Annotated in this window: 5 protein-coding genes; 3 read left to right on the forward strand and 2 right to left on the reverse strand. The window is 74.1% G+C overall.

The genetic code is table 11. The features are described 5' to 3' along the window. Nucleotides 1-6 precede the first annotated feature (6 nt). The 3 genes from V6U89_RS10795 to V6U89_RS10805 are packed head-to-tail and all read left to right on the forward strand — an operon-like array spanning nt 7 to nt 3,442. The gene (locus V6U89_RS10795; RefSeq protein ID WP_334570700.1) at nt 7-954 is read left to right on the forward strand and encodes an alpha/beta hydrolase; all 948 of its coding nucleotides are present in this window, start codon (nt 7-9) and stop codon (nt 952-954) included. Next, entirely contained in the window at nt 947-2,095 is a 1,149-nt protein-coding gene (locus V6U89_RS10800) for an alpha-hydroxy acid oxidase (protein ID WP_334570701.1), read from the forward strand. Before V6U89_RS10795 ends, V6U89_RS10800 begins: the two co-directional genes overlap by 8 nt. Nucleotides 2,096-2,098: 3 nt before the next feature. Next, nucleotides 2,099-3,442, forward strand: coding sequence for an aminotransferase-like domain-containing protein (locus tag V6U89_RS10805; protein ID WP_334570702.1), 1,344 nt, complete (start codon nt 2,099-2,101; stop codon nt 3,440-3,442). Here V6U89_RS10805 and V6U89_RS10810 read toward each other — a convergent pair. Beyond that, nucleotides 3,420-4,475, reverse strand: a complete 1,056-nt coding sequence (locus V6U89_RS10810; RefSeq protein ID WP_334570703.1) for a LacI family DNA-binding transcriptional regulator — start codon at nt 4,473-4,475, stop codon at nt 3,420-3,422. The genes V6U89_RS10805 and V6U89_RS10810 overlap by 23 nt on opposite strands. 85 nt (nt 4,476-4,560) lie before the next feature. After that, a complete protein-coding gene (locus tag V6U89_RS10815) occupies nt 4,561-6,870 on the reverse strand; it encodes a GH32 C-terminal domain-containing protein (RefSeq protein ID WP_334570704.1) in 2,310 nt (769 codons plus the stop codon). Nucleotides 6,871-6,972 lie beyond the last annotated feature (102 nt).

Consider the following 6,972-nt stretch of genomic DNA (forward strand, 5'->3'; position numbering starts at 1 on the left):
GACCGCATGCCCCTCGACCCCCAGGTGGTGGCGTACCGGGCCGCGCGGGCCGCGGCCGGCACGCCGCCGCTCTACACCCAGACCCTCGCCGAGGCCCGCGCCGCCGACCTCGCCGCGATCCGCGCCGGCGGCGGCGACGTCGAGCCGGTCCACGAGGTACGCGACGCCGACGTTCCCAGCCCGGCCGGCGACCTTCCGGTACGGGTGTACCGGCCGGCCGGCGACGGCCCGCTGCCCACCCTGCTGTACTTCTTCGGGGGCGGCTGGACGCTGGGCAGCGTGGACACCGCCGACGGCATCTGCCGCCGGCTGGCCAACGCCTCCGGCGGCCAGGTCGTCACGGTCGGCTACCGGCTCGCCCCCGAGCATCCGTTCCCCGCGGCGGTGCACGACTGCCACGCCACCACCGCCTGGATCGCGGCGCACGCCGAGGAGTTCGGGGCGGATCCGGAACGCCTCGTCGTGGGCGGCGACAGCGCCGGCGGCAACCTGGCGGCGGCGGTGACCCTGCTGGCCCGCGCCACCGGCCCCCGGCTCGCCGGGCAGCTGCTGGTCTATCCGAACACCGACCAGCGGGCCGACCGCGCCCCGGCCGGCGACGAGGACCCGCTGCTGTTCAACCGGCACTCCGTCGACTGGTACCGGCGGCACTACCTGCCGGACCCGGCGGACGCGGCGGACCCGCTCGCCTCCCCGCTGCTCGCCGCCGACCTCGCCGGCCTCCCACCGGCCCTGGTCGTCACCGCCGAGTACGACCCGCTGCGCGAGGAGGGGGAGCGGTACGCCGAGCGGCTGCGCGCGGCGGGCGTGCCGGTCACGCTCAGCCGGTATCCCGGGATGATCCACGGGTTCTTCGCGATGCCCGGCGTCTTCGACGCCGGCCGGCGGGCGCAGGACGAGGCCGCCGCGTTCCTGCGGGAGCGCTTCGCGCTGGCCGGTGCGGCCGATGGCTGACCCGGTGCGCGCCGACCTGCCGGCGCCCCGGCCCGCCCCGACGGGCCCCGCCGGCGACCGGCCGCCGGTCTGCCTGGGGGACTTCGCCGAGCTGGCCCGGGCGGCGTTGCCCCCGGGTGTCTGGGACTACGTCGACGGCGGCAGCGGCGCCGAGACCACCCTCGCCGCCAACCGGGCCGCCCTCGACCGGGTCGCCGTGCTGCCCCGGATGCTCACCGGGGTGGACGATCCCCGCACGGCGGCGACGCTGCTGGGCCGGGAGCAGGCGATGCCGGTGGCGGTCGCGCCGATGGCGTACCAGCGGCTGCTGCACCCCGACGGCGAGTCGGCGTTGGCGGCGGCCGCCGGCGCGGCCGGGGTGCCCTACGCGCTGAGCACGCTGAGCAGCACCACGATCGAGGAGGTGACCGCCGCCGGTGACGGGCCGGTCTGGTTCCAGCTGTACTGGCTGCGCGACCGGGGGCTGGTCGCCGACCTGCTGGACCGGGCCCACACCGCCGGGTGCGCCGCGCTGATGGTGACCGTCGACGTGCCGGTGCTCGGCCGGCGGCGGCGCGACGTGCGCAACGGCTTCGCGCTGCCGCCGGACGTCACCGCGGCGAACCTACCCGGCGGCCGGGACGACCTCGCCCACACCGGCACGCCCGGGGTGTCGGCGATCGCCGCGCACACCGGCGCCGTCTTCGCCCCCGCGCTGACCTGGGCCGACCTGGACTGGCTGCGGGACCGTACCCCGCTGCCCCTGCTGATCAAGGGCATCCTCGACCCGCGCGACGCGGTGCGGGCGGTGCAGGTCGGCGCGGACGCCGTGGTGGTCTCCAACCACGGCGGCCGGCAGCTCGACGGCGCTCCCGCCACCGCCACCGTGCTGCCCGAGGTGGTCGCCGCGGTCGCCGGCCGCGCCGAGGTGCTGCTGGACAGCGGCGTCCGCAGCGGCACCGACGTGCTGCGCGCGCTCGCCCTCGGCGCGACCGGGGTGCTGGTGGGCCGGCCGATGCTCTGGGCCCTGGCCGCCGGCGGACGGGCCGGCGCGGAGACGGCGCTGGCGCTGCTCGCCACCGAACTGCGCGACGCGCTCACCCTCGCCGGCTGCGCCGACCCGGCGGCGGCCCGCGACCTGCGTACCCTGACCGGAGGTTGAGCCGTGGACGAACCCGTGGACCTGGACCTCGCCTCGTTGCACCCGGCCGTCGACGACCCGGCGTTGAACTCGATGAACTTCCTCAACGAGGTGGCCCAGCACTGGCCGGACGCGGTGTCGCTGGCCGCCGGCCGCCCGTGCGAGGAGTTCTTCGACGACGACGCGCCGCGCCGCTGGCTGGACCGGTTCCGCCGGCACCTCGTCGAGGACCTCGGACAACGCCCCGAGCAGGCGCGCCGCACCCTGTTCCAGTACGGCCGGACCAAGGGCGTCGTCCACCAGTTGGTCGCCCGCAACCTCGCCGTCGACGAGGGCGTCCACGTCGACCCCGAGGCGGTCGTCGTCACCGTGGGCTGCCAGGAGGCGATGTTCCTGGTGCTGCGCGCGCTGCGCGCCGGCCCCCGGGACGTGCTGCTCGCGGTGGCGCCGACGTACGTCGGGCTGACCGGCGCGGCCCGCCTGCTGGACCTTCCGGTGCGGCCGGTGGCCGGCGGCCCGGCCGGGGTGGACCTGGCCAACCTGCGCGACCAGGTGCGCAAGGCCCGCGCCGAGGGGCTGCGGCCCCGGGCCTGCTACGTGATGCCGGACTTCGCCAATCCCTCCGGTGCCAGCGTCAGCCTGGCGGACCGGCGGCGCCTGCTCGACCTGGCCGCCGAGGAGGAGCTGCTGCTGATCGAGGACAACCCGTACGGCCTCTTCCCGGCCGGCGAGCAGGGGCGGCTGCCCACCCTCAAGGCGCTGGACACCCGGCGTCGGGTGGTCTACCTCGGCTCGTTCGCCAAGACGGTGCTGCCCGGCGCGCGGGTCGGGTACGTGGTCGCCGACCAGCGGGTCGCCGGCCGCGACGGCGCCGTCGGGCTCCTCGCCGACGAGCTTGCCAAGATCAAGAGCATGGTCACCGTGAACACCTCGCCGCTGGCCCAGGCGATCATCGGCGGGGCGCTGCTGGAACACGACTGCTCGCTGGTCACCGCCAACGTGCGGCAACGGGCCGCGTACGGCCGCAACCTGCGCCACCTCCTCGCCGGCCTGGCCCGACGGTTCCCGGCCCCCTCGCAGGTAGGCTGGAACGCGCCGGCCGGCGGGTTCTTCGCGGTGGTCACCGTGCCGTTCCCGGTCGACGACGCGCTGCTGCGCCGCTCGGCGGAGCGCTACGGCGTGCTGTGGACCCCGATGGCGCACTTCTACGACGACGGGGCGCCGGTCAACGCGCTGCGACTGTCGGTCAGCGCGGTCACCCCGGACCAGATCGACCTCGGCCTGGACCGGCTCGCCGCGCTGGTCGCCGACGAACTGACCACCACCGGCTCGCCGAGCGCGCTGGTCAATTCCGATGCGGTCCGCTGAGCTCGCCGGAGCCACGGGGGATCAGCCGGCTCGCCACCAGGTGGGTCGTCGGCCGCCACTGTTCCCCGTCGAGCCGCCGGAAGATCAGTGACGCGGCGACCCGACCCATCTCGGACGGGTCCTGCGCGACGACCGTGACGGCCGGCTGGAGGAGGTCGGCGAGGGGGAAGTCGTCGAAGCCGACCAGGGCGACCTCGTGCCGCCGGCCGAGCTGCTGCAGCGCCCGGATGGCCCCGACGGTGACCAGGTTCCGCGCGGTGAAGAGCGCGGTGGGCGGTGAGCCGGCGGACAGCAGTCGGTGCACGGCCTCCTCCGAGGCCCGCTCGGTGTGCAGGTCGTGCACCATGGTCGCGGGCGACGGTCGGATGCCGTGGTCGCTGAGCGCTTCCTTGTAGCCCTGGAACCGTTGGCGCGCCGTCGGGATGCTCCGCAGGTCGCCCAGGTAGGCGATGTCGCGGTGTCCGTGTCGGATCAGGTGGTGCACCGCCGCCGCCGCGCCCTCGTGGTTGTCGGTGAGGACGGCGTCCACCGGCAGACCGACCGGCGGCCGGTCGACGAACACCACCGGGGTGCCGGTGTCGACCTCGCTGGCGAGGTACCGCTGGTCGTCACTGGCCGGGACGACGACCAGGGCATCCGCCTGCCGCCTGGTGAAGGCCCGGACGAGTTCGCGTTCCCGCTCCGGGTCCTCGTCGACGCTGCCCGCGAAGATGAGGACCCCCCGGTCCCGGGCGGCGTCCTCCAGTGCCCGGTGCAGGGCGGCCGAGAACGGGTTGGCCAGATCCTCCAGCACGGCGGCGATCGCCGCGCTGCGACCGCTGGACCGGCGGAGGCTGCTCGCGGTGAAGTTGGGCCGGTAATCCAGTTGCGCGATCGCCCGCTGCACCGCCGCGGTCTTGGGTGCGGACACGCCGGCCTCGCCGTTGACGACCCGGGAGACCGTCTTCGGGCTGACCCCGGCGAGCATGGCGACGTCCCGCAGCGTCGGTCGGGCCTTGCCGGTGCTCGTCGTTGCGGAGGCGGCAGCGTGCATGGGCGCTCCTACCGAGGCGGGTGCGGCGGCGCGGGCGGGGCCACGACGTCCGCCGTGGCCCCGCCCGAACATGATCGAGCCCAGGTTATCCCCATACCGACCGCAGCGGCCGGACGGTCAGCGACCGTACGAGCACCTCACCGCCCTCGGCGAAGAGGCGGGTCCGATCGCTGGTGGGCGACGGGAAGACCTGGTCGGTGATGGTGGTCTCGCCCGCCCCGCCGAACACCTCGACCGAGGAGCGGTCCACGTACGCCGTCATCCGCACCCGGTTCCCGTCGATCGACAGCGGCCCGGAGTGCACGCCGGGGAAGAGCGGACCGACGTCCACCAGGCCGGAGTGCGTCCGGTCGACGAAGAGGCGGCGGGCACCGACGTCGTACCCGATCAGGGTGCGTTCCTGGTCACCGGCCCGGACCTGGAGGCCGAAGCGGTCCGCGTCGCGGAGTTCGAACTCCGCCTGGATCTCCAGCACGCTGCCGTCCGCCGCCGCAGGCAGGTCGAGCACCCCGGGCGGGACGGTGGCGTCGTGCAGCGTGAACGCCGCACCGCGCAGGGCGGTCGGTCGCCCGGCCGGCTTTTGGACGAGGCGCACCTCGCCGTCGATGGTCCTCAGCCCGAACTCCCGGGGCAGGGCCATCGCGCCGCGCCAAGGTGAGGTGGGGATGCTGCCGGCGTACTGCCAGTTGTTCATCCAGCCGATCACGACGCGCCGGCCACCGGGGACGTTGTCGTACGAGACCGCCGCGTAGAAGTCCTTGCCGTAGTCGACCCAGTCGTAGCGTTCCAGCTCGCCGGGTGCCGGCCGGTCGGCGAACATGACGTGGTCGACGAGGATGTGTCCCCAGCCGCCGGAGTTGAAGTCGTTGATCTCCAGGTGGGCCCGCCGGCCGGCGAGGTCGCGTACGTCCCAGCTCACCCAGTCCAGGCGTTCGCTGTCCCTGCCGGTGGCGGTCCGGACCACCTCGCCGTCCACGACGAGGTTGACCGCGGTCTCCACCGACCGGGGCAGCACAGGTTCGTCGGTGGCGATCAGGTGGTCGACCAGCAGATGCCCCCACCCTCCGCTGTTCTCGTCGACGATCCGGAGTTCGGCGCTACGACCCCGGAACTCGCTCACGTCCCAACCGCGCCAGTTCACGAAACCGGAGAAGTTGCCGGTGGCGCTGCGCACCACCCGGCCGTCCACCAGCAGCTCGACGACCGTACGGCCCGCGCCGTCGTCCACGTGGCCGCCGCCGCCGACGAGCAGGCTCAGGTGGTTCCGGTCGATGGTGAAGCCGGGGGAGGTCAGGGTGCCGGTCGTGGAGTCGCCCTCGAGGAAGGTGGTGAGCAGCTTGTCGCCGACGTGCCCGCGCTCCGACCGCGCCGGTCCGACCACCGGCGCCCGGTCACGCAGCCCGCCGGTCGCGCTCCAGCCGGCCTGCTCGTACGTCTGGCCGTCGGGCAGTTCGAAGTCGAGCACCGGTTCGGCCCCGGCCGGCACGAAGGCGGTGGTGGTGCCGGGCAGATGCGGGTGCGCGCCCCCGCCGACGAGCAGGTTCACGTAGTCCTGGTCGACGGTGAAGTCGGCGGAGACCATCCGCCCCCTGGGTGCGTCGAAGCCCAGGAAGCTGTTGACCAGGGACCGGCCCTGGAAGCCGCTGACCTGCTGCTGACCGGGCACGGTGCCGGGGTACGGGCCGGCTCCGAACGGGCCGGGCCCCGACGCCGGGTCGTTCTCGACCGTCCATCCGGCGTAATCGCCCTCGAAGTCGGCGAAGAGCCTTCCGGCCGGCGGTGCCGGCTCGCCCGTGACCACGTTCTCGGCGGTGAACCTGGTGCCGTCCCAGTCGCCGATGAAGTACTGCGCGCCCGACCCGCCGGCCACCGCCCCGGGGTTCAGGTTGACGACCAGGATCCATTTCGTGTGGTGCGGGTCGCCGTCGACCGGCAGCTCGAACAGGTCCGGCACCTCCCACACGCCGCCGACCGCGTTGGCCGGGCCGAAGTCGCTCAGGTGACGCCACGAGCGGAGGTCGGACGAGCCGTAGAAGCTCACCTTGTGCTCGGTGGCGAGCACGACCGCCATGGTCCACTGCCCGGATCTGGTGTCCCAGAAGACCTTCGGGTCGCGGAACTCGCGGGAATCGAGGTCGAGCACGGGATTCCCGGCATATTTCGTCCACGTGCGACCGCGGTCGGTGCTGTAGGCCAGCGACTGGGCCTGGATGCCGGTGGCCGGGTACCAGCTGGTGTAGACGGCGACCATCGCCGGGGCGCCCGGTGCGCCGAAGCCGGACGTGTCGCGCTCGTCCACCACGACCGAGCCCGAGAAGATGTGCTCGTCCGTCGAGTACGGAATGGCGACCGGCAGCTCCTCCCAGTGCTGCAGGTCTCGGCTGACTGTGAGCATGGCGGGGTCGGCTCAGTGGTGGTGAGCTGATAGCTGGCAGTAGCGGGCGTGACCCATCGTCTGACTGGCCTTTGTGCCTTCGGCCGGACTTGTCCGCCTGCT

This window comes from Micromonospora sp. CPCC 206171 (assembly GCF_036906755.1).
Classification (GTDB): domain Bacteria; phylum Actinomycetota; class Actinomycetes; order Mycobacteriales; family Micromonosporaceae; genus Micromonospora; species Micromonospora purpureochromogenes.